Raw genomic sequence first — 21,579 nt, 5'->3', positions numbered from 1 at the left:
CCAACGCCCCGCCCAGCCCAGCAACGCCCCAGCGACCCCGACGTACGGCCCTGCCGAGCAGCACCTCCCTGCGATCCCGACGCGCGGCCCTGTCGAGCGACGCCCCCGTGATCGCTGACGTGCCGTCCTGCCGAGCAACACCCCCACGATCCCTGATGCGCCGTCCGACCGAGCAACGTCCACGCGAACTCTGACGCATGGCCCGACCGAATCGCCGACCACGCCACGGAGCCCACGTGGCAATGGACTGAGACTGACACATCGCGCCCCTCGGTGGAGCCGGAGTGACGTATTGGCCCTTCCACGGACCACGGCGCATATATCGGGGCGCAGCGTCGACCTGGTTCGGCGCTCCGGGCCTCGCGGCTGGACCCTCCGGCCCTCTGCCCCGCCGTGGAGCCGAGTCGTAGCACCTGCTGTCGCCGTTGATGAGGCCCGGCCTCTTGGCGCGTACCTCCGGCCGCGCCGCTGATCGGGGTCGGTGCGGCTGCCGCGTCTTGAGGCGGTCCGGTACACCGGCCGCCACTGTGGACCCGGTCCGGTACACCGGTCCGCGCTGTAGGACCGTTCCATCCCATCCGCCCTCCCTGTGAAGCCGCGGGGGAAGAATGGCCTTCGCCGTCGATACGGGTCGGCGGGAGGCTGTACGGCAGAGAGCCCGCCCGTAGCGCCCCGCGGGGGCGGACCCACGCTGGGGCGGAGGGGAGTGGGGCGGGCTCTGCCGAGGAGGGCGGCAACGGCTAGAGGACCGCGGCGCGGACCGTGAGGACGTCGGGCAGGTGGCGGGCGACCTGGGACCAGGTGCCACCGTCGTCGCGCGAGCAGTAGACCTCGCCGTCGCGCGTCCCGAAGAACAGCCCCGCCGGCGACGCGGTCATCGCGTCACGCAGCACCGTCGCGTAGACCGGCTCGTCCGGCAGGCCCTTGGAGAGCGGCTGCCACGTGCCGCCCTCGTCGTCGCTGCGGTAGACGCGGTAACGGTGGTCCACCGGCGTGCGGTCCATGTCGGCGTGGAGCGGCAGCACGTAGACGGTGCCGGGCCGCGACGGGTGGACGACGATCGGGAAGCCGAAGTCGGACGGCAGGCCGGCGCCGATGTCGTGCCAGGTGCCGCCGAAGTCGTCGCTGCGGTAGACGCCGAAGTGGTGCTGCAGGTAGAGCCGGTCGGGCCGGGACGGGTGCAGGGCCACCTTGTGGACGCACTGCCCGAACTCAGGGTATTGCTGCCCCTCCGGCATGAACGGGGCCCGGATGTTCTGGTTGGCCGCCTCCCACGACACGCCGCCGTCGAAGGTACGGTAGAAGCCCGCGGCCGAGACCGCGACGCCGATCGTGCGCGGGTCGGTGGGGTGGGGGACGATCGTGTGCAGGCACAGGCCGCCGCCGCCCGGCTCCCAGCGCTCGCGGTGCGGGTGCTCCCACAGGCCCTCGACGAGCTCGTAGGTGACGCCGCGGTCCTCGGAGCGGAACAGCGCGGCCGGCTCGACGCCCGCCCACACCACGTCGGGCTCCGACGGCGACGGCGTGATCTGCCAGACCCGTGTGAGGGTCGTCTCGGTCTTCTCGGGGAAGGCGATCGGCGGGCGCTCCGCCTCCTTCCAGGTCTGGCCGAGGTCGTCGGAGTACATCACCGACGGACCGAAGTGGCCGTATTCGATACCGGCCAGGAGCCGGGGGGTGGCGCCGCGGGTGTCGACCGCCACCGAGGGCACCGCGACCGTGGAGAACTGGATCGGCTGGATCTCGAAGGGACCGCCGCCCGTCGAGCGGGCCAGGAACAGGCCCTTTCTGGTGCCGATCGCGAGCACTGCGTCACTCATTGCACGCTCCCATGTTCGGTTGCGGCCATCGTGCCACGCGCCACCGACAGTAACCGAGGACTGGGCGATTCCGCACCGACGCGGGAACGCGGCGGCATGACCTGGGAGGTAATCGCGGCCCTTCCCCCGGGCCCGATAGCGTGCCCGGCATGAGTGCTGTCGCCGTGGAAGAGGAGTCGTTCGGTGCGTTGTTGCGGTCGTGGCGGCAACGCCGGCGGGTGAGTCAGCTGGACCTGGGCATCGAGGCGGGCGTGTCCTCCCGCCACATCAGCTTCCTGGAGACCGGCCGCGCCCGGCCGAGCCGCGAGATGGTGGTGAAGCTGGCCGAGGAGCTGGAGGTGCCGCTGCGGCACCGCAACCGGCTGCTGGTCGCCGCGGGCTTCGCCCCCGTCTACCCCGAGCGCGAGGTACGTGAGATGCACGCCGTCCGCCAGGCGCTCGACAAGATCCTGGCGGGGCACGAGCCCTACCCGGCGCTGGTGGTGGACGCGGCGTGGAACCTGGTGGCGGCGAACACGGCGGCGGCCATGTTCATGGAGGGCGTGCCCGCCGAGCTGCTGGAGGAGCCGGTCAACGTGATGCGCCTGTCGCTGCACCCGCAGGCGATGGGCGGACGGCTGCTCAACCTGGCCGAGGTGCGCGCCCACCTGCTGCCCCGGCTGCGCCGCCAGGCCGAGGTGTCGGGCGACGGGCGGCTGGCCGAGCTGCACGACGAGCTGGCCGCGTACACCTATCCCGGGGTGGACCTGAACGTGGCGCACGTGCCCGGCCCCGGAGACATCCTGGTGCCGCTGCGGATCGCGGCCGGCGACCGGGTGTTGTCGATGTTCACCACGATCGCGACGTTCGGGACGCCGGTGGACGTGACGGTCTCGGAGCTGGCGATCGAGACCTTCTGGCCGAACGACGAGGAGACCGCCCAGGCGTTCCGCAGGAACTAGCGGCGACCCCCTCGTCCGCAGGCGGCTACACGGCGCGCTCGTCCGGGACGACGTCGCGGTGGATGCGCGACAGCGGCACGCCGTCCGACTGCAGCCGGCGCACGGTCTCGTTGACCATGGCGGTCGGGCCGCACACGTACACGTCGTGCTCGGCCCACGAGTGGAAGCGCTGGGTCACCTCCGGCAGGTGGCCGCGCATGCCGTCGTAGGAGGGCTCGTCCGACACCACCGGCAGCACCCGCAGCCACGGGAACGACGACGCCATCGCGATCAGGTCCGGCAGGTCGTACAGTTCGCCGGCGGTGCGGGCGCCGTACAGCAGGTGGATGTTGGGCCGGCGGCCCGAGCCGATGATCGACTCGATGACGGCCTTCAGCGGGGCCAGCCCGGTCCCGCCGGCCACGCACAACACGTCGCGCTCGCTGTTCTCGCGCGGCCCCATCGTGCCCATCGGCGGCCCGAGCATGACCGTGTCGCCGATGCGCGTGTGCCGGGCCAGCGCGGTCGACACCCATCCTCCCGGCACGGCGCGCACGTGCAGCCGGATCGTGTTGTCCGGGCGCGGCGCGTTCGCGATGGAGAAGGTCCGCCACACCCGGGGCCAGCGTGCGGTCTGCACGTTGACGTACTGCCCCGGCGTGTACGGCAGCGGCTGCGTCGGCCGCAGCGTGAGGACGGCGATGTCGCGGTGACGCGGCTCGTGGTCGATCACCTCGGCCAGCCACCAGGCGGGGGAGACCCCGGCGTCCTGCTCCGCCGAGCGGATCATGGCGTCGGCGGCCGCCGCGAACGCCGACACCCAGGCCGCCTCGATCTCGTCGGTCCACACGTCGGCGGCGAAGCGCCGGATCGTGGCGAGCAGCGCGTTGCCGACGGCCGTGTAGTGGTCGGCGACCACACCGTACTTACGGTGGTCCCGGCCGAGCTGCCCGAGGTAGGCGGCCATGCCGTCCGGGCTGTCCACGCTCCACACGATGCGCGTCAGCGCGCTGAACAACCGGTCGCGCTGAACGTCCATCGCCGGCGGGAACATGCCACGCAGATGCGGACTCTCAGCGAACAACCGGCCGTAGAAGTAGGCCGTGGCCTTGGCGGCCTGCGGCTCGACGACGGAGAAACTCTCCTTTACCAGGCGCGGATTCAACGACATATATCCAACCCCACCCCTTGACCGGAAACACATTCCGGTCTTGTCGTTCCACCTCCCTGACGGCTCCGGGTCGTGAGCGCCGGGCGCCACCCCGGCATATGCCCTGCGCTCGAAAGTGAGTGTTACACCACTGATGACGCGTCACAACCGTTTCACCCCAATAAGGTGCGAAGCCGAACTATCCGTAGTGGCACTGTGATTATCCGCAGCCATCCTTCGGGCGTTTTCTCCCAGCGAATGCGAAGAATTATCGCATTCGCCGAAACATACGCCGACGAGCGGAAATATCGCGTGAAAGCGGTTTCCGGAGGGCGCCTCTCCGGCGTACGATCCGGCCATGGCAGTCCTGCATCCCCGGCGGGTCGCCTGGGAAGGCGCGCGGCTCTTCGCCCTGGCCGCGGACACGGACGCCTACTGGTGGCTCAGCGAGGCCGTCGGCCACTACCTCGGGCTCATGTACCGGCTGCAGCTGTACGAGACCCGCCTGCGGCTCAAGGAGGACGCCGACCTGCTGTACGAGGAGACCGGCGCCTGGCGCGCCCGCCTCGACGAACTCCTCGACACCCGCCCCGAGACCGCCTCGATCCTCACCCAGCTGATCGCCGAGACCGCCGCCCGCCTTCCCTGAGAACGCTCTGGGGAGAAAGGAACGAAAGCCGGAAGCGGGAGCCAAGGGATCTTTGGGAGGGGTGACAATCGGGAAAGAGAGTGCGCCATGATGGGGCGTGTGCCCGCCGCCCCGGTCCGGCCGGTGACGGCGCGAACTCCACCATGCCCCCTGGAGACCGCATGTCCCGACCCCTGATCGGTATCACCGCCTACTTCGAAGCCGCCCGCTGGGGAGACTGGGTCCGCGAGGCCGTGCTCTCCCCGCCCTCGTACGCCAAGGCGGTCTCACGCGCGGGGGGCGCGCCCGTGGTCCTGCCACCGCTCGGCACGCACGCCGTCGACGACTACGTGCGCGGCCTGGGGGGCGTCGTCCTGGCCGGCGGCGTCGAGGTCGGGGCCGACACCTACAACGGCGAGCCCGACGAGCGCGTGGCCGAGCCCCAGGCCCACCGCGACCGGTTCGAGCTGGCCCTGGCCAGGGCGGCCATCCGCGCCGACGTGCCGATCCTGGCCATCGCGCGCGGCATGCACGTCCTCAACGTCGCCCAGGGCGGCACGCTCATCCCGTGGCTGCCCGAGGTGCTCGGCGACGACCGCCACGCCGAGCCCGGCGGGGGCCACACCATCCAGGTCAGCGTCTCCAGCAAGCTCGGCAAGGCCGTCGGCGACAAGGTCGAGGTCACCGCGCCGCACCACCAGTCCGTACGCCGCCTCGGCAGCGGCCTGCTGGCCGTGGCCTGGGCCGACGACCAGATCGTCGAGGGCATCGAGCTGCAGGGCCACCGCTTCGGCGTGGGCGTCCAGTGGCACCCCGAGCGCGGTGACGACAACCGGCTCTTCGATGCGTTCGTCGAGGCGGCCCGATAGGCTTCGGATCATGCCGCTGCACCCCCAGGCGCGCGATCACCTCGCCCGGTACCCGTCGGATCTCAACGCCGACCTGGCCACGCTCGACCTGGCCGCCATCCGCGAGATGCGCGCGCACGACGCCCTGGCGCTCCACCGTGGCCCGCTGACCAAGCTGCCGCTCGTCCGCGACGAGCCGGCCGAGGGCGTCCCGGTCCGCATCTACCGCGCCGACCCCGGCGACGGGCCGCTGCCCGTCGTGGTCTACTTCCACGGCGGCGGCTGGGTCTTCGGCAGCGTCCAGCGCAACGACGCCGCCGCCCGCGACCTCGCCATCCGCACCGGCGCGGTCGTCGTGTCGGTCGACTACCGCCTGGCCCCCGAAGACCCGTTCCCGGCCGCCGCCGACGACGCCTGGACGGTCGTGCGCGACATCTTCGCCCGGCCCGCCTTCTACCAGAGCAACGGCAGCGTGGCGGTCGTCGGCGACAGCGCGGGCGGAAACCTCGCCGCCGTCGCCGCCTGGCAGGCCCGCGACGCCGGGCTGCGCCTGGCCCACCAGGTGCTGGTCTACCCGGTGCTCGACGTGGCGATGGACACGCCGAGCTACGCCGAGTTCGCCAAGGGCTACGGCCTCGACGCCGAGGAGATGGCCTGGTTCGCCCGCCAGTACGCCGCCGGCGCCGACCCGGCCGACCCGCGCCTGTCGCCACTGCGCCTGCCCGACGCCTCCGGCCTGGCCCCGGCCACCGTCGTGACGGCCGAGTACGACGTGCTGCGCGACGAGGGCGAGCGCTACGCCCACCGGCTGGCCGAGGCGGGGGTGCCGGCCGAGCTGCGCAGGTTCGACGGCGCGGTGCACAGCTTCTTCGTCCTGCCCGGCCTGTTCGACCAGGCGGCCGAGGCCCGCGACTACGTCGCCCGGCGGCTGCGGGAGGCGTTGTGACGGGCCCGTACACCAAGCTCAAGACCGACACACCGGCCGAGGGCGTGCTGCGGGTGACGATCAGCGAGCCGGGCCGGCTCAACGCCGTCGACGCCACCGCCCACCGCGAGCTGGGCGAGGTGTGGCGCGACGCCGACCGCGACGACTCCGTCCGGGCGATCCTCGTCACGGGGGAGGGCGGGGCGTTCTCGGCGGGCGGCGACCTGTCGATGATCGAGGAGATGACCCGCGACCACGCCACCCGGCTGCGCGTGTTCGCCGAGGCCCGCGACATCGTCTACAACGTCCTCAACTGCTCCAAGCCGATCGTCTCCGCCATCCAGGGCCCGGCCGTCGGCGCGGGCCTGGCGGTCGCGCTGCTGGCCGACATCTCCGTCGCCGGCCGCACCGCGCGCATCATCGACGGCCACACCCGTCTCGGCGTGGCGGCGGGCGACCACGCCGCGATCGTCTGGCCGCTGCTGTGCGGCATGGCCAAGGCGAAATACCACCTGCTGCTGTGCGAGCCCGTCACCGGCGCGGAGGCCGAGCGCATGGGGCTGGTCAGCCTGTGCGTCGACGACGACGAGGTGCCCGCCAAGGCGATGGAGATCGCCGTCAGGCTGGCCGCGGGCGCGCAGGAGGCCATCCGGCTGACGAAATACTCGCTGAACAACTGGCTGCGCCTGGCCGGCCCGTCGTTCGACGCCTCCCTGGCGATGGAGTTCCTCGGCTTCACCGGCCCTGACGTGGCCGAAGGAGTGCGCGCGCTGCGCGAGAAGCGGCCTCCGTCGTTCGGCTGAGCGGCGCGTGTGCTTCCCCCGCCTTCGGGTAGGCGGGCCTCATGACGGTGGATCCGCTGAGACGCCAGAGGAGGAGGTCAGCCATCCGTACGCCCGGGAACGCGAGGGGCGGCAGAGCCCGCCGCGACACCCGGGAGCCAGACCCGCCAGGGAGTTGAGCAGGGAGCTTCCCGGCGTTGGTACGGCCACCCGATCCAGGCGCCGATCGGGCGGCCGGCCCCCAGCCGTCAGCGAGGACGGCGTGCGGTGAAGACGAAGGCCGGCGGCGTGTTACGCCAGACCGTACGCCCTTGCACGACCTCCTCGAACCGCTCGGCCAGCAGCGCGCGGAAGCGCCGGGCCGAGCTGAGCGGGATGGCGTGGATGTAGGAGAACGTCGTGAACGCCGCCCCCGGCGTCATGGACGTCGTCACCGCAGTCAGCAACTCCCGCTGCAACCCGTCGGGGAACGCCGCCCACGGCAGCCCGCTCACCACCACGTCGGCCGAGCGCAGCCCGCGCTCGTCGAGCAACTCACCGAGCTTCGACGCGTCCGCGTGCGCGACGTCCACGGCGGGGAAACGCTCGGACAACAGGCGCGCCATCGTGTCGTTGAGCTCGACGGCCAGGTGGTGGCCGCGCCCGCCCAGCCGCCGCTGGATCTCGGAGGTGAACGAGCCCGTGCCGGGGCCGAGCTCGACCACGACCGGCTCGCCGCGTTCGGGGATCGGCGCGCAGACGGCGGCCGCCAGGCGCCGCGAACTGGGGGCGACCGCGCCGATGGTGCCGGGGGAGCGCAGGAACTGCCCGAGGAAGACTGCGGTGTCGTTAGACATGTCCTCGAAGGTAGAGCAAGTTCCGGGTAGATCGCTCCCCCCTCCGGGCGGGATGTCCGGCCACTTGGAGGAGGCGGGGTCCTCCGCGCGGAGGATCAGCCGGTCACGCCCGGCGGATACCTTGTGTCCATGCGTTGGCGTGGTGTGCCGCTGGACGTCCTGCTCGCGGCCTCGGGGGTGAGCCTCGACCTGCTGACCACGGCGAACGTGGGCGACACCCCTTTCCTGCCCGCCGAGGCGAACCTGCCGACGGCGCTGCTGGCCGGCCTGCCCATGGGCCTCGTCCGCCGCTGGCCGGTCCCGGTCACCCTCTACCTGGCCGCCTTCCTCGTCGTCACCGACCAGATCGGGTCGTTCACCTCCAACACCGCGCAGATCCTCGTGTGCGTGGCGCTGGGCGTGGCCGGATTCCGTTCCACGGTGCGGGCCACCGTGCTCGCCGTCGTCGCCACGATCGTCGCGACCACGCTCAACGTCGCCGACCCCGGCGCCGCGCCCACCGGCAACATGTGGGTGTACTCCGTGCTGCTGCCCGTCTTCCCCGCCGTGCTCGGCGCGTATTTGCGCAGCTCCGCCGAGCGCCTCGACGAGCGCGACGTCACCCCCGACGCGCTGCTGGCCGCCGGCGGCGTGGCCATCACCGTGCTCAGCACGTGGACCACCTGGCACTCCGGCAGCCTGCCGGTGTGGGTGGTCGGCCTGCTCGCCGTCGTCGGCGGCCTGTCGCTGGGCATCGCCCGGCGGCTGCCCGGCCTGGTCTTCCTGCTGCAGGGCGTGCTGCTGGTCTGCGCCGACATCTATCTGAACGACGCCGTCAACACGTGCGTGATCCTGACGCTCATCGCGATCGGCGTGTTCGCCATGCGCGTGCAGTCGTGGCCGTGGACGGTCGCGGCGTACCTGACCGGCTGCCTGCTGAGTGCCATCGCCGTGGTCGGCGACGACACCGAGATCACCGCCTTCCGCGTCGGCGTGCTGATGTCGCTGGTCGCCACGCCCATCGCGATCGGCCGCTACCTGGGTGTGCGCCGGGCCGCGGTGGCCGCCGAGCGGCTGCGCGCCGAGGAGGCCGCGCGCGCCGCCGTCGCCCAGGTGCGCGCCGACCAGCTCGCCGAACGCGAACGCATCGCCCGCGACGTGCACGACATCGTCGCCCACCACGTCGGCGCGATGGTCCTGCGGGCCGGCGCCGCCCGCTACACCGCCCCCGACGGCCCCGTCGCCGACGCGCTCGACGACATCCGGGAGACCGGCCACCAGGTGCTGCAGGACCTGCGCGACCTGCTCGACCTGCTGCGCGACCCCGACCGCCAGCCCGACCTGCTGGCCAACCCGGCCGACGTCGTACGCGAGTCCGCCGAGCGCATGGCCTCCGCCGGCCTCGTCGTGGACCTCGACCTCGACCCGGCCGCCGACCAGGCCCCGCTCATCGCCCGCGCCTCAGCGGCCCGCATCGTCCAGGAAGGACTCACGAACGTGCTCAAACACGCAGGCCCCGGCACCCGGGTCCGCGTCTTCGTGGCCCCCTCGCAGGAGGGGCTGCAGGTCGAGATCCGCAACGGCCGCCCGCCCACGACCGTCGAACGGCTGCCCTCCTCCGGGCGCGGGCTGGCCGGGATGCGCGAGCGGGTGCGCGCCCTCGGCGGCACCCTCAGCGCCGGCCCCGACGGCGAGGGCGGCTGGCTGCTGGCCGTCCACCTGCCCAGCCGCCTGCCCTCGGGGAGCGCCGCGTGATCAGGGTGCTCGTGGCCGACGACCAGGCGCTCGTCCGCGCGGGCGTGCGCATGTTGCTGCAGGCCACCGGCGACATGGAGGTCGTGGCCGAGGCCGAGGACGGCGCCGAGGCGGTGCGCCTGGCCGAGCGCCACCTGCCCGACGTGATCCTCATGGATCTGCGCATGCCGCGGGTCGACGGCCTGGAGGCGATCAGGCGGGTGCTCGCCGCCCGGCCCGGCGTCAGGATCGTGGTGCTGACCACGTTCGCCGAGGACGGCAACGTCTACGCGGCGCTGCGCGCCGGCGCCGTGGGATTCCTGGTCAAGGACGACGACCCCGAGCGCATGGTCGACGCCGTACGCAGGGCCGCGGCGGGCGAGCAGTTGCTCGCCCCGTCGGTGCTGCGCCGCGTCGTGGAGCGTTTCCTCGACGCCGAGGAGCACGCCTCCCCGTCGGTGCCCCCGGGGCTGACCGAGCGCGAGCTGGAGGTGCTCGCCCTGGTCGGCACCGGCCTGTCCAACGCGGAGATCGCCGAGGAGCTGCACGTCGGCGTCACCACGGTCAAGACCCACATCGCCGCCGCCATGGAGAAACTGGGCCTGCGCAACCGCATCCAGGCCGCCGTCGTCGCCCACCGCACCGGCCTCGTCGACGCCTCCTTCCGTCCCGTACGCCCCAGGCGCGGCGGCTGATCGCGCGGGTCCGCCCGGAGGTGTAGCGGCGCGTCATCCCCCAGGCTGACGACCGGCCCGGGGCCGCGCGGCGACCATGTGGTCCTTGCTCGTTCCCACGAAAGGACCGTCATGCGAGAAACCGTCGCCCCGCCCTCCGCCGGCCAGGTCTCCTCCGGCCTGCTCTACGGCCTGCGCGTCGCCGTCACCGCCCACGCGGCGGCGCTGCTGGTGGCCGCCTCGTTCGCCGGCCAGTCGGTGGAGTCCGACTCGATGATCGAGAGCCACCTCATGGCCGGCATGGTCGTGCACCTGCTCGCCCTCGTCCAGATCGTGCTCGCGGTGCTCGTCTGGCGTCCCGGCCGCGGGGCGGGCTGGCCCGCGCTGGCCAGCCTCGCGCTGTTCCTCGTCGGCGGCGCCCAGCACGTCACCTGGATGTGGCTCGGCGCTCACGTGCCCAACGGCGTGGCGCTGTTCGGCCTCATCACCGCGGTGCTGATCTGGGTGTGGTCACCGGCAGCCGCCCGGCGCCGCTAAGGTCGGAGGCGTGTACGTGAAGATCTGCGGCCTGAGCGACCCGGCGCACGTCGCCGCCGCCGTCGAGGCCGGAGCCGACGCCATCGGGTTCGTCATGACCCGCAGCCCCCGCCGCGTCACGCCCGAGCGGGCCGCGGAGCTGGCCGCCCTGGTGCCGCCGCACGTCCTGACCGTCGGCGTGTTCCGCGGCGAGGACCCCGAGACCGTGCGCGCGGCGGTGCTGGCCTCCGGCGTGCGGGGCGTGCAGCTGCACGGCCGCCACCCCCACGGCGACTTCACCGCGCTCAAGGACCTCGGCGTCCGCCTCGTGCGGGCCGTGGACGCCCAGGCCGACCTGCGCTGCGGGGCCTACGACGAAGACCTGCTCATCGTCGACGCCCCCCACGCCGGCTCCGGTCTGCCGTGGGACTGGGCCGCCGTGCGCGGCCGCCCCACGGGGCAGTGGATGCTGGCCGGCGGCCTCGACCCGGCCAACGTCCGCGAGGCCGTCGCCGCCGCCGACCCGTGGGGCGTCGACGTCTCCAGCGGCGTGGAGACCGCGCCGGGGGTGAAGGACTCCGCCCTGATCAGGGCGTTCCTGGAGGCCGTACGCGGCTGAGCGAGCCCCGCAGGGCTCCGCCCTGACGCCTTCCGGTCAAGAAACCGGACATCACCAGCGGAAACGGGTGGAACAGATGTACCCATCCGAGACCGCTGAGACCGAGTTCCACGCAGTAGGGTCTGCTGCGTGAGTGAAACTTCCGCCGAGGACCGTATCTGGACGGTCCCCAACCTGCTGAGCTTCCTGCGCCTGCTCGGCGTGCCCGTGTTCCTCTGGCTCGTGCTCGGGCCCAAGGAGGACGGCTGGGCCATCGGCGTGCTCGCGGTGGCGGGTTTCACCGACTGGCTCGACGGAAAGATCGCCCGGGCCTTCCACCAGACCAGCCGGCTCGGCCGGCTCATCGACCCGGCCGCCGACAAGCTCTACGTCTTCTCCACGATCTTCGCGCTGCTCGTGCGCGAGATCATCCCCTGGTGGCTGGTCGCCGCCATCCTCCTGCGCGAGGCCTTCGTCGGATGTTCCATCCTCGTACTGCGCAAATACGGATATAGGGCACTTCAAGTGCATTTTCTGGGCAAGGCGGCCATGTTCAACCTCATGTACGCTTTCCCGCTCCTCTTCCTTGCCTCCCATGTTGGGTGGTATGCCGATATAGCCCAAATCGTCGGCTGGGCATTCGCACTCTGGGGAACGGGCCTGTACTGGTGGGCCGGGGTGCTGTATGTGGTACAGGTGCGACAACTCGTCACCGAGGCCAAGAAGGAGTGATCGGGTGAAGGCGGTCGTCATGGCGGGCGGGGAGGGCACTCGGCTGCGTCCGATGACCGCCAACCAGCCCAAGCCCCTGCTCCCCGTGGCCAACCGCCCGATCATGGAACACGTGTTGCGCCTGCTCAAACGGCACGGCGTGACCGAGACCGTGGTGACGCTGCAGTTCCTCGCGGCGCTCGTGCGCAACTACTTCGGCGACGGCCACGAGCTCGGCATGCACCTCCAGTACGCCACCGAGGACGTCCCCCTCGGCACCGCGGGAAGCGTCAAGAACGCCGCCGCCCGCCTCCGTGACGACCGATTCCTCGTCATCTCCGGCGACGCCCTGACGGATATTGATTTGTCCGACATGATCCGTTTTCACCGGGAAAATGGGGCGTTGGTGACGATCGGCTTGAAACGCGTCCCCAACCCGCTCGAATTCGGGATCATCATCGTCGACGAGTCCGGCCGCGTGCAACGCTTCCTGGAGAAGCCCACGTGGGGCCAGGTCTTCTCCGACACCGTCAACACCGGCATCTACGTCATGGAGCCCGAGGTCCTCGACGCCGTCACCGAGGGCGGGCCGGTCGACTGGTCCGCCGACGTCTTCCCCGCCCTGCTCGCCGGCGGCGCCGCGATCTACGGCTACGTGGCCGAGGGCTACTGGGAGGACGTCGGCACCCACGAGAGCTACCTCAAGGCCCAGGCCGACGCCCTGTCGGGCAAGGTCGAGCTGGACATCGGCGGCTTCGAGGTCTCCCCGGGCGTCTGGGTGGCCGACTCCGCCTCCGTCGACCCCGACGCCGTCCTCAAGGGCCCGCTGCTCGTCGGCGACTACGCCAAGGTCGAGGCGGGCGCCGAGCTGCGCGAGTACACCGTGCTCGGCAACAACGCGGTCGTCCGCGAGGGAGCGTTCCTGCACCGCGCCGTCGTCCACGACAACGTCTACCTCGGCCCCGGCGCCCACCTGCGCGGCTGCGTCATCGGCAAGAGCACCGACGTGATGGCCGGCGCCCGCATCGAGGAGAACGCCGTCATCGGCGACGAGTGCGTCATCGAGGCCGAGGCGTACGTCTCCAGCGGCGTCAAGGTCTACCCGTTCAAGACCATCGAGGCCGGCGCGGTCGTCAACACCAGCGTCATCTGGGAGTCGCGCGGCCAGCGCAACCTGTTCGGCCCGCGCGGCGTCAGCGGCCTGGTCAACGTCGAGATCACCGCCGAGCTGTGCGTCCGCCTGGCCAGCGCGTACGCCACCACGCTGCGCAAGGGCGCCCACGTCGTCACCTCCCGCGACTGCTCGCTGGCGGCCAGGGCGCTGAAGCGGGCCGTCAACGCCGCGCTGACCGCCAGCGCCATCAACGTGCTCGACCTCGAGGCCGCCCCGATGCCGGTCACCCGCTTCCACACCGCCAGGGAGTCGGCCGCTGGCGGCATCGCCCTGCGCACCACGCCCGGAGACCCGCAGAGCGTCGACATCGTCATCATGGACGGCCGCGGCGCCGACCTGCCGCCGGCCGCCCAGCGCAAGCTGGAGCGGGTCTTCTCCCGACAGGAGTTCCGCCGCGCCTTCCCCGGCGAGATCGCCGAGCTCACCTACCCGTCCAGGGCCGTCGAGGACTACACCCACGAGTTGCTCAACCACGTCGGCGTGAGCGACGTGCGCGACATGAAGGTCGTCGTCGACTGCGCCGGCGGCACCTCCTCGCTGGTGCTGCCCACGCTGCTCGGCCGGGTCGGCGTCGAGGTGCTCACCGTCAACGCCCGCCTCGACGACGTCTCGCCGACCGAGACGCTGGCCGGCCGCCGCCGCGACCTGCAGCGCCTGTCGGAGCTGGTCAGCTCCTCACGGGCGGCGTTCGGCGTGCGGTTCGACCCGGTCGGCGAGCGCATCGCCCTCGTCGACGAGAAGGGCCAGCTGATCAGCGAGGAACGCGCCCTGCTCGTCGTGCTCGACCTGGTCGCCGCCGAACGCCAGGGCGGGCGGGTGGCCCTGCCGGTCACCACGACTAGGGTCGCCGAGCAGGTCTGCCGCTTCCACGGCGTCCAGGTGCAGTGGACCACCACCTCGCTCGACGCCCTCACCTCGGCCGCCGCCGGACCCGACATGATCTTCGCGGCCGACGGGCGAGGCGGCTTCGTCGTCCCCGAGTTCAGCCCCGCCATCGACGGGCTGGCCGCGTTCATGCGGCTGCTCGGCCTGGTCGCCCGCACCCGGCTGTCGCTCAGCCAGATCGACGCGCGCATCCCGGAGGTCAAGCTGCTCAAGCGCGCCGTGCCGACGCCGTGGGCGGCCAAGGGCGCCGTCATGCGCTCGGTCATGGAGGCCGCCGAGGCCGAGCCCGACGGCTGCCGCATCGACACCACCGACGGCGTCCGGGTGGCCCGTGACGACGGGAGCTGGGTTCTCGTGCTGCCCGCCGCCGCCGAACCGGTCACCGACCTGTGGGCCGAGGCGTGGGACGTCGACGCCGCCCAGACTCTCCTCGAACGCTGGGCCCGCATCGTCGAGCAGGCCGCCACCTGATCCGGAAAAATCCATGCCCGCGACGTGCGCGCGGAGTGCCGCAAGATCGTAATGTTGAAACGCGCGGCGGCATGGACCCCGGGGCGGGCGCGGCGGTAACTTTGTCTGCGTCCGACACCCGAGTCCAGCGCCCCGCCTTGACCTTTGCCGCTGATCAGCGTAAGTTGCGGCATTCGCAAACGTGAAAGAGCGAAGGCAGGCGCGCCCGAAAGCACCGTGTCTTCGCGGTAGGAGGCCGAGCCGATCGATGCCGAGCGTCTACTGCACGCAGTGCGGGCACGCCAACCCCGAGGATGCCCGTTTCTGTTCCCGCTGTGGGTCACCGCTGACCAGACCCGAGGTCTCCGGGGACACCACGTCGACGATCTCCGTCGCGGGAATCGAGGCGTACGAGGCTGAGACAGGCGACATGCTCCTGGCCGAGCGGGCGCTCGTCGAGCAGCTCCCGCCCGGCGCGGCGTTGCTCACGGTGACCAGGGGCCCCAACCAGGGGAGTCGTTTCAGGCTCGACAAAGACCTGACCACGACCGGGCGCCACCCGGAGAGCGACATCTTCCTCGACGACATCACGGTCTCCCGCCGCCATGTCGAGTTCTACCGGCATCGCGGGGGCCAGTTCTCCGTGCGTGACGTGGGCAGCCTCAACGGCACCTACGTCAACCGCGAGCGGATCGAGGAGGTTCCGCTGCACTCCGGAGACGAGGTGCAGATCGGCAAGTTCCGCCTTCTCTTCCTGATGCGCGGCAACACAGGCGCATGAGCGGGCGGGTGGGGAAGCCGGTGTGGGAGGCAGCATGAGCTCACAGGCCGCACGCTCGCACATGAGCATCGGGGAGGTGCTCGCCCTGCTGCAGGGCGAGTTCCCCGATGTCACCGTCTCCAAGATCCGCTTTCTCGAGGGTGAGGGCCTGATCGAGCCCGAGCGCAGCCCGTCCGGCTTCCGCAAGTTCACCCACCTGCACGTCGAGCAGCTCCGCTTCATCCTGACCGAGCAGCGCGACAACTACCTGCCGCTGCGGGTGATCAAGGACAAGATGGCCGAGAGCTTCGGCCGCCCCCGCGTGCTGCAGGACAAGCAGGACGTCAGGCTCAGCCGGGCCGAGCTGCTGGAGGCCGCCGGCATCGACGAGGAGACCCTCGACGAGCTCGAGGACTACGGCCTGCTCGCCCCGGTGGCCCGCCGCTACGACGAGGAGGCCCTCACCGTGGCCCGCACCGTCGGCTCGTTGTCCCGCTTCGGCCTGCACGCCCGCCACCTGCGCGCGGTCAAGGCGGCGGCCGAGCGCGAGTGCGGCCTGGTCGAGCAGACGGTCGCGCCCATACTCAAGCGGCGCGCCCCCGGCGCCATCGGCGAGGCCGACGAGGCGGCCAGGGAGCTGTCCACGCTCCTGCTCGACCTGCACGCGTCCCTTGTGCGCACGGGCGTGCGGTCGGTCCTCGGGGGCTGAGGCCGGGGCGAGCTGGGAGGCGGGGGCACATTCCGGGCCCTGTGGGTGTTACGTTGAAACGAAGAGCCAATCAGCAGAAGCGATGTTCGAAGAGCTGTGCCGGGTGACCGGTCAGGATTACGGAGCAGCCCGTGTTGCAGATGGAGGTCGTGGGCGTACGAGTTGAAATGCCCACAAATCAGCCGATCGTCTTGCTCAAGGAGGCACACGGGGAACGGTTCCTGCCCATCTGGATCGGCATGACCGAAGCCACGGCCATCGCCCTCGCCCAGGCGGAGGAGCCGCCACCGCGCCCTCTCACTCATGACCTGTTCCGTGACGTGCTGAGCGCCCTCGGCGTCGGCCTGCGGGAGGTCAACATCGTCGCCCTGCGCGACGGCATCTTCTTCGCCGATCTCGTCTTCTCCAACGGCGTGGAGGTCAGCGCCCGGCCGTCCGACTCCATCGCGCTCGCCCTGCGCACGGGGGCGCGCATCTTCGCCAGCGAGGAGGTCGTCCAGGAGGCAGGGGTGATCATCCCCGACGACCAGGAGGACGAGGTGGAGAAGTTCAGGGAGTTCCTTGACACGATCACTCCAGAAGACTTCGGCCGGGCGGGGTAGGTATTTCAGTGCATTTACGCTTCACGACGCGCCGAGCCGGATCGTTGACTGAGCATGGTCGCGGTCCTACGGTGCAAGTGAAACCCGTGGCCGCACTTTACGAACCCCCAGATCAGGCCACGGGATGAGAGAAAGCCGGAGGTCCGCGTGGCGGTCAGCAGCGGCGAGGGTAAGACGGCCGGCCAGGAAGATCCGGTGCGGCGCGAGAGTGCGCGGCAGCGTGCCGGGGAGCAGGGCCTGCTCTTCGACGAGCAGCCGGCGACGCTGCCGGACGACATCGGATACCGCGGGCCGACGGCCTGCGCGGCGGCCGGCATCACCTACAGGCAGCTCGACTACTGGGCGCGCACGGGCCTGGTCGAACCCACGATAAGGGCCGCACAGGGCTCGGGTTCCCAGCGCCTCTACAGCTTCCGCGACATCCTGGTGCTCAAGGTCGTCAAGCGGCTCCTCGACACCGGAGTGTCGCTGCAGCAGATCCGCACCGCCGTCCAGCACCTGCGTGACCGCGGGGTCGCCGACCTCGCGCAGATCACCCTCATGAGCGACGGCGTCAGCGTCTACGAGTGCACCTCGGCCGACGAGGTGATCGACCTGCTCCAGGGCGGCCAGGGCGTGTTCGGCATCGCGCTCGGCCGGGTGTGGCGCGAGGTCGAGGGCTCCCTCGCGGAGCTGCCGGGGGAACGCGCGGCGGTCGAGGACACCGTCCCGGCCGACCACCCCGCTGACGAACTCGCCCGCCGGCGTCGCGCGCGCCGCATCGGCTGATCGGGCTTCCGCGACAGGCCGGCGAACCCGGCCGATCCTCACCATCCCGGCGCACCGTAGTAATCTAGGACGGGTAAGGCTGACGACCCCGTGCGGGAGAGTCCCCGGCCTGGTCCGGGGCGCCGAAGGAGCAACCCTCCCCGGAATCTCTCAGGCATCCGGTACCGCTCGGGTGAGGCAACTCTGGAAAGCAGGCGCGTCCGCCAGGCGCGCCTCACCGACGGTGCAAGCCCCACCGGGGTGAAGCTCTCAGGTCCCGTTGACAGAGGGGGAGATCCGGCACTCGCCCGCGCCCTGGCGCCGGTCTCCATAGCCTCGGGAGGCACCTCCATGACCGACCTGACCGCACCACCCTTCTCGTCCCGGCATATCGGGCCCTCGGAGTCCGAGCAGCAGCGGATGCTCGAGGCCGTCGGCTTCGAGTCCGTGGCGGACCTGGTGGCGGTGGCCGTGCCCGAGGCCATCAGGGCCAAGGACAGCCTCAAGCTGCCCGCCGCGATCGGCGAGGCCGAGGCCATCGCCGAGCTGCGCGCCCTGGCCGGGCGCAACCGCGTGCTCACCTCCATGATCGGCCTGGGCTACTACGACACCGTCACGCCCGCCGTCATCCGGCGCAACCTGCTGGAGAACCCGGGCTGGTACACCGCGTACACGCCGTACCAGCCGGAGATCTCGCAGGGCCGGCTCGAGGCGCTGCTGAACTTCCAGACGGTCGTCTCCGACCTCACCGGCCTGCCCGTGGCCGGCGCGTCCCTACTCGACGAGGGCACCGCCGCGGCCGAGGCCATGACGCTGGCCCGCCGGGCCGGCAAGTCCAAGAGCTCGGTGTTCGTGGTCGACGCCGACGCGCTGCCGCAGACCAAGGCGGTGCTCGCCACCCGCGCCGAGCCGCTCGGCATCACGCTCGTCGAGCACTCCCTCGACGGCGAGCTGCCCGAGTGCTTCGGCGTGCTCGTCCAGTACCCGGGCGCCTCGGGGCGGGTGCGCGACTTCCGCGCCGTGGCCGCCGCCGCGCACGAGGCGGGCGCGCTCGTCGTGGCCGCCGCCGACCTGCTGGCCCTGACGCTCGTGGCCGCCCCCGGCGAGCTGGGCGCCGACATCGCGATCGGCTCCTCGCAGCGGTTCGGGGTGTCGTTCGGGTTCGGCGGGCCGCACGCGGCCTACATGTCCGTACGCGAGGGCCTGCAGCGGCAGCTGCCAGGCCGCCTGGTCGGCGTGTCGGTGGACGCCGACGGCGGCCCCGCCTACCGGCTGGCCCTGCAGACCCGCGAGCAGCACATCCGCCGCGAGAAGGCCACCAGCAACATCTGCACCGCCCAGGTCCTGCTGGCCGTCATCGCCGGCATGTACGCCGTCTACCACGGCCCCGAGGGCCTGCGCCGCATCGCCCACCGGGTCCACCGGTACGCCGTCGTCCTGGCCGGCGGGCTGCGCAGGGCCGGGGTCGAGGTCGTGCACGACGAGTTCTTCGACACCGTGCTGGCCCGTGTGCCCGGCCGGGCCGCCGAGGTCGTGGCCGCCGCCGCCGAGCGGGGCGTCAACCTCTGGCAGGCCGACGCCGACCACGTCTCCGTCGCCTGCGACGAGAAGACCGGCGCCGCCGAGATCGCCAAGGTGTGGGCCGCCTTCGGGGTGCCCGCCGCCGACGTGAACATCGACGGGGACATCGAGGGCGCCTCCGACGCGCTGCCCCACACGCTGGTGCGCGAGAGCGACTACCTCACCCACCCGGTCTTCCACCAGCACCGCTCCGAGACCGCGATGCTGCGCTACCTGCGCAAGCTCCAGGACAAGGACATCGCGCTCGACCGCTCCATGATCCCGCTCGGTTCCTGCACGATGAAGCTGAACGCGACCACCGAGATGGAGCCCATCACCTGGCCCGAGTTCGCCGCGATCCACCCGTACGCGCCGGAGGAGCAGGCCGAGGGCTACCGGGAGCTGATCGGCACGCTGGAGGGCTGGCTGGCCGAGGTGACCGGCTACGACGCCGTCTCCATCCAGCCGAACGCCGGCTCCCAGGGCGAGTTCGCGGGCCTGCTGGCCATCCGCGCCTACCACCGCGCCAACGGCCAGGGGGAGCGCGACGTCTGCCTCATCCCGTCCTCCGCCCACGGCACGAACGCCGCCAGCGCCGTCATGGCCGGCATGCGGGTCGTCGTCGTGGCCTGCGACGAGAACGGCAACGTCGACCTGGCCGACCTCGACGCCAAGATCGCCAAGCACCGCGACGCGCTCGCGGCCATCATGGTGACGTACCCCTCGACGCACGGCGTGTACGAGGAGACCGTCACCGAGATCTGCGAGAAGGTGCACGAGGCCGGCGGCCAGGTGTACGTCGACGGCGCCAACCTCAACGCCCTGGTGGGCCTGGCCAAGCCGGGCGCGTTCGGCGCCGACGTGTCCCACCTCAACCTGCACAAGACCTTCTGCATCCCGCACGGCGGTGGCGGCCCCGGCGTCGGCCCGGTCGCGGTGCGCGCGCACCTGGCCGACTACCTGCCCGGCCACCCGCTGCGCGACGGCTCCCCGGTCGGCCCGGTCTCGGCGGCCCCGTACGGATCGGCGGGCATCCTGCCGATCTCGTGGGCGTACGTCCGGATGATGGGCGGCGAGGGCCTCAAGGCGGCCACCGAGCAGGCCATCCTGTCGGCGAACTACCTGGCCAGGCGGCTGGCCCCGCACTACCCGGTGCTCTACACCGGCCGCGGCGGCCTGGTGGCGCACGAGTGCATCATCGACCTGCGCCAGATCACCAAGGAGACCGGTGTCACCGTGGACGACGTGGCCAAGCGGCTCATCGACTACGGTTTCCACGCGCCCACCATGTCGTTCCCGGTGGCCGGCACGCTCATGATCGAGCCGACCGAGAGCGAGGACCTCGGTGAGCTCGACCGGTTCGTCGACGCCATGATCGCCATCCGCGGTGAGATCGCCAAGGTGGCCTCCGGCGACTACGACAAGGCCGACAACCCGCTGCGCAACGCCCCGCACACGGCCGCGGCGGTCACCGCGGACGAGTGGCCGCACCCGTACACCCGGAGCGAGGCGGCCTACCCGGTGCCCTCGCTGCGCGACGGGAAGTACTGGGTGCCGGTGCGCCGCATCGACCAGGCCTACGGCGACCGCAACCTGGTCTGCTCCTGCCCGCCCCTCGAGGCGTACGAGGACTGAGCCCGCGCGCCCCGAAGGACCGGCCGGGCCGCCCGATCCGGCCAGTCCTTCGGCGGCAAGTGGGCAGACATGATCGCCGGAAATCGTTAGGCTCGGGGCGACCGTCGCCCCGAGGAGCCTCCTTGACGTCATCAGAGCTGCAGACCTCGCCCCTCGACACCGCCCGCCTGCGCGCCGAACGCGGAGACCTCGAGGGCGCCGCCGCCATCCTGTCCGAGCTCGCCGCCGACCCCGAGGAGCCCGACCGGGCGCAGGCCGCGGTCGGGCTGGCCGTGGTGCTGGAGCAGCGCGGCGAGGTCGAGGCCGCCAGGGCCGCCGCCCGCACCGCGCTGGCCACCGGGCATCCCGAGTTCGCCGCCCAGGCCGCCTGCCACCTCGCCCAAGGGTTCGAACGCGAGGGCCGCGACGACCAGGCCAGGGGCGCCTGGCAGGCCGTGCTGGGCGTCGGCACGGCCGCGTACGTGCCGCTGGCCCACCTCGCGCTGGCCCGGCTGGCCGTGCGGGCGCAGCACCTGGAGGAGGCCGACCGGGAGTTCCGCGCCGCCGTGCGGGCGAGCGTGGAGGCGGGCGACGGGCGGGTCGGCGCCCACGCCGCGCAGCAGCTCGCCGACCTGATGATGGAGCACGGCGAGCCGGGGGCGGCCGCCGAGGTGCTGCTGGACGCCCTGGAGTTCGCACCCGCGGACGAGGTGCCGGGGCTGCGCGTCCAGCTCGGCATCGCCCATCTGGAGCTGGCCTGCGCCGAGTTCGCCGAGAGCCTCCAGGACGGCGCCGACCCCAGCACCGGCGCCCTGGCCATCGAACTGCTGGCGCGCACGCTCCCGCTGCGCGGGCGCGCCGACGACGCCGACCGCGTCTGGACGTACGGGCTGGAGCACGAGGACGAGACGCTGGCCGCGGAGGTGCGGCTGCGCTTCCAGCGCGACGCCTGACCGG

At 71.9% G+C, this 21,579-nt stretch carries 20 protein-coding genes and 1 riboswitch; of the genes, 17 read left to right on the top strand and 3 right to left on the bottom strand.

The window, feature by feature from the left end:
• Nucleotides 1-740: 740 nt before the first annotated feature.
• Nucleotides 741-1,820 carry a WD40/YVTN/BNR-like repeat-containing protein gene (locus tag C1J01_RS03085; RefSeq protein ID WP_111175722.1) on the bottom strand — a complete coding sequence of 360 codons (1,080 nt, stop codon included), beginning with the start codon at nucleotides 1,818-1,820 and terminating at the stop codon, nucleotides 741-743.
• 149 nt (nucleotides 1,821-1,969) lie between these two features.
• Here C1J01_RS03085 and C1J01_RS03080 point away from each other — a divergent pair, with 149 nt between their 5' ends.
• Nucleotides 1,970-2,761, top strand: coding sequence for a helix-turn-helix domain-containing protein (locus C1J01_RS03080; protein ID WP_111175720.1), 792 nt, complete (start codon nucleotides 1,970-1,972; stop codon nucleotides 2,759-2,761).
• Nucleotides 2,762-2,786: 25 nt separating this feature from the next.
• Here the strand turns inward: C1J01_RS03080 and C1J01_RS03075 are convergent, their stop codons facing one another.
• Nucleotides 2,787-3,911: a globin domain-containing protein gene (locus C1J01_RS03075; protein WP_111175718.1), complete on the bottom strand. Its 1,125-nt coding sequence runs from the start codon at nucleotides 3,909-3,911 to the stop codon at nucleotides 2,787-2,789.
• Nucleotides 3,912-4,248: 337 nt separating this feature from the next.
• On the opposite strand from C1J01_RS03075, the gene C1J01_RS03070 reads away from it, so the two are divergent.
• From C1J01_RS03070 to C1J01_RS03055, 4 genes are all read left to right on the top strand, one after another.
• Complete coding sequence (locus tag C1J01_RS03070; protein WP_111175716.1) at nucleotides 4,249-4,539, top strand: hypothetical protein; 291 nt, start codon at nucleotides 4,249-4,251, stop codon at nucleotides 4,537-4,539.
• Nucleotides 4,540-4,700: 161 nt separating this feature from the next.
• The gene (locus C1J01_RS03065; protein WP_111175714.1) at nucleotides 4,701-5,387 is read left to right on the top strand and encodes a gamma-glutamyl-gamma-aminobutyrate hydrolase family protein; all 687 of its coding nucleotides are present in this window, start codon (nucleotides 4,701-4,703) and stop codon (nucleotides 5,385-5,387) included.
• Nucleotides 5,388-5,397: 10 nt separating this feature from the next.
• A complete protein-coding gene (locus C1J01_RS03060) occupies nucleotides 5,398-6,312 on the top strand; it encodes an alpha/beta hydrolase (protein WP_111175712.1) in 915 nt (304 codons plus the stop codon).
• On the top strand, nucleotides 6,309-7,094 hold the full coding sequence (locus C1J01_RS03055; RefSeq protein WP_111175710.1) for an enoyl-CoA hydratase/isomerase family protein: 786 nt from the start codon (nucleotides 6,309-6,311) through the stop codon (nucleotides 7,092-7,094). The genes C1J01_RS03060 and C1J01_RS03055 overlap by 4 nt, the downstream gene beginning before the upstream one ends.
• A 227-nt stretch (nucleotides 7,095-7,321) precedes the next feature.
• On the opposite strand, the gene C1J01_RS03050 is transcribed toward C1J01_RS03055, so the two are convergent.
• On the bottom strand, nucleotides 7,322-7,909 hold the full coding sequence (locus tag C1J01_RS03050; protein ID WP_111175708.1) for a class I SAM-dependent methyltransferase: 588 nt from the start codon (nucleotides 7,907-7,909) through the stop codon (nucleotides 7,322-7,324).
• Between the two features lie 129 nt (nucleotides 7,910-8,038).
• Here C1J01_RS03050 and C1J01_RS03045 point away from each other — a divergent pair, with 129 nt between their 5' ends.
• From C1J01_RS03045 to C1J01_RS02990, 12 genes are all read left to right on the top strand, one after another.
• Nucleotides 8,039-9,643 carry a sensor histidine kinase gene (locus tag C1J01_RS03045; RefSeq protein WP_235854214.1) on the top strand — a complete coding sequence of 535 codons (1,605 nt, stop codon included), beginning with the start codon at nucleotides 8,039-8,041 and terminating at the stop codon, nucleotides 9,641-9,643.
• The gene (locus C1J01_RS03040) at nucleotides 9,640-10,317 is read left to right on the top strand and encodes a response regulator (RefSeq protein ID WP_111175706.1); all 678 of its coding nucleotides are present in this window, start codon (nucleotides 9,640-9,642) and stop codon (nucleotides 10,315-10,317) included. The genes C1J01_RS03045 and C1J01_RS03040 overlap by 4 nt, the downstream gene beginning before the upstream one ends.
• 111 nt (nucleotides 10,318-10,428) lie before the next feature.
• The gene (locus C1J01_RS03035; protein ID WP_111175704.1) at nucleotides 10,429-10,833 is read left to right on the top strand and encodes a hypothetical protein; all 405 of its coding nucleotides are present in this window, start codon (nucleotides 10,429-10,431) and stop codon (nucleotides 10,831-10,833) included.
• A 10-nt stretch (nucleotides 10,834-10,843) separates the two neighbouring features.
• A complete protein-coding gene (locus tag C1J01_RS03030) occupies nucleotides 10,844-11,431 on the top strand; it encodes a phosphoribosylanthranilate isomerase (RefSeq protein WP_111175702.1) in 588 nt (195 codons plus the stop codon).
• A 129-nt stretch (nucleotides 11,432-11,560) separates the two neighbouring features.
• Nucleotides 11,561-12,142, top strand: a complete 582-nt coding sequence (gene clsA, locus C1J01_RS03025) for a cardiolipin synthase ClsA (RefSeq protein WP_111175700.1) — start codon at nucleotides 11,561-11,563, stop codon at nucleotides 12,140-12,142.
• A 4-nt stretch (nucleotides 12,143-12,146) separates the two neighbouring features.
• Nucleotides 12,147-14,651: a mannose-1-phosphate guanyltransferase gene (locus C1J01_RS03020; protein WP_111175698.1), complete on the top strand. Its 2,505-nt coding sequence runs from the start codon at nucleotides 12,147-12,149 to the stop codon at nucleotides 14,649-14,651.
• Between the two features lie 247 nt (nucleotides 14,652-14,898).
• A complete protein-coding gene (locus C1J01_RS03015) occupies nucleotides 14,899-15,411 on the top strand; it encodes a double zinc ribbon and FHA domain-containing protein (RefSeq protein WP_111175696.1) in 513 nt (170 codons plus the stop codon).
• A gap of 61 nt (nucleotides 15,412-15,472) precedes the next feature.
• On the top strand, nucleotides 15,473-16,099 hold the full coding sequence (ftsR, locus tag C1J01_RS03010) for a transcriptional regulator FtsR (RefSeq protein WP_111175694.1): 627 nt from the start codon (nucleotides 15,473-15,475) through the stop codon (nucleotides 16,097-16,099).
• A 131-nt stretch (nucleotides 16,100-16,230) separates the two neighbouring features.
• The gene (locus tag C1J01_RS03005; RefSeq protein WP_111175692.1) at nucleotides 16,231-16,701 is read left to right on the top strand and encodes a bifunctional nuclease family protein; all 471 of its coding nucleotides are present in this window, start codon (nucleotides 16,231-16,233) and stop codon (nucleotides 16,699-16,701) included.
• A gap of 147 nt (nucleotides 16,702-16,848) precedes the next feature.
• Nucleotides 16,849-17,469: a MerR family transcriptional regulator gene (locus tag C1J01_RS03000; protein ID WP_111175690.1), complete on the top strand. Its 621-nt coding sequence runs from the start codon at nucleotides 16,849-16,851 to the stop codon at nucleotides 17,467-17,469.
• An 83-nt stretch (nucleotides 17,470-17,552) separates the two neighbouring features.
• Nucleotides 17,553-17,646, top strand: a riboswitch (glycine riboswitch).
• Between the two features lie 153 nt (nucleotides 17,647-17,799).
• A complete protein-coding gene (gcvP, locus tag C1J01_RS02995; protein ID WP_111175688.1) occupies nucleotides 17,800-20,643 on the top strand; it encodes an aminomethyl-transferring glycine dehydrogenase in 2,844 nt (947 codons plus the stop codon).
• A 122-nt stretch (nucleotides 20,644-20,765) separates the two neighbouring features.
• Nucleotides 20,766-21,575 (top strand): hypothetical protein, encoded by an 810-nt coding sequence (locus C1J01_RS02990; RefSeq protein ID WP_111175686.1) that lies wholly within the window; start codon nucleotides 20,766-20,768, stop codon nucleotides 21,573-21,575.
• Nucleotides 21,576-21,579 lie beyond the last annotated feature (4 nt).

Source organism: Nonomuraea aridisoli (assembly GCF_003236395.1).
GTDB classification, from domain to species: Bacteria; Actinomycetota; Actinomycetes; order Streptosporangiales; family Streptosporangiaceae; genus Nonomuraea; species Nonomuraea aridisoli.
This window is presented reverse-complemented; position numbering and strand designations above follow the sequence as displayed.